The organism is Endozoicomonas arenosclerae, from assembly GCF_001562015.1.
In the GTDB taxonomy this organism is placed as follows: Bacteria; Pseudomonadota; Gammaproteobacteria; order Pseudomonadales; family Endozoicomonadaceae; genus Endozoicomonas_A; species Endozoicomonas_A arenosclerae.
This window is the reverse complement of record NZ_LASA01000327.1, coordinates 1-911: the sequence shown is the minus strand read 5'-3', so window position 1 is coordinate 911 and position 911 is coordinate 1. Positions and strand designations below refer to the sequence as shown.

The following is a 911-nucleotide window of genomic DNA, read 5'->3' as shown; positions in this document are numbered from 1 at the left end:
GAGTTGGAGTCCTGTGAAGCTGAGTGGTTCATAGCTGAAAAGCCCRGCATCTTGAAAGAGCTGAAGAAGCATCCCCGAAAAAATAAGGTGCCCATCAAACTGGAATTTACCAAGGCCAGTCTGAGAGCAGCAGTCGAACACCCCTTCAGAATCATTAAGTGTCAATTTGGATTTATAAAAGCCAGGTATCGAGGKWTGAAGAAGAATGACAATAAACTGTCTACTTTATTTGCCCTGGCGAATATTGTTCGACTGGATCAAATGATCCGGGCACAGGGTTAGTCCGCCCTGAAGTCACGAAAGTGGCTAAATATCATACAAATAAGGGGTTGAGACCTCTGATTTCAGTCCTACTTCGAACTCGATTCAAGAAGGGAAGTAAATTAGAGGTTATTCGCAGGTTCCCTAGGGAACCTGCGAATAAGTCCCTGATCATGAGATAATAATCTCAGCAGCTTGAGCAGAGGTAGTCATGGAACAACAACTCTCTTTTTCCGACAGTGAATTCAGCCAGAAGCGACGCAGAACTCGTAGGGAAATTGTTCGTGAAAGAATGGAGGTTCTGATTCCATGGAAACGCTTAGGGTAATAGGGCTCGATTACGGCCTCTAAGCGTTTCCATGGAATCAGAACCTCCATTCTTTCAAGAAAAATTTCCCTACGAGTTCTGCGTCGCTTCTGGCTGAATTCACTGTCGGAAAAAGAGAGTTGTTGGTCCATGACTACCTCTGATCAAGCTGCTGAGATTATTMTCTCATGATCAGGGACTTATTCGCAGGTTCCTTAGTATTTAGATGGAGTATTTCCGAAGACGTAAAAACTATAGTAATCGAGTTGCCTGTAATCCAATTCTTCTGATTGTTATTTGATATGACTTCTTTTCTGCTAGCAATCAAAAGTTTTATTAGATG

At 42.7% G+C, this 911-nt stretch carries 1 protein-coding gene and 1 pseudogene; one reads left to right on the top strand and one right to left on the bottom strand.

Annotated elements, in window-relative coordinates; translation table 11 throughout:
* On the top strand, positions 1–282 hold a 282-nt coding region (locus WG89_RS31580; protein ID WP_342669278.1), incomplete at its 5' end, for a transposase.
* Between the two features lie 284 nt (positions 283–566).
* Here the strand turns inward: WG89_RS31580 and WG89_RS32650 are convergent.
* Positions 567–720: pseudogene (locus WG89_RS32650) on the bottom strand (IS5/IS1182 family transposase); the annotation flags it as partial.
* Positions 721–911: the final 191 nt, after the last annotated feature.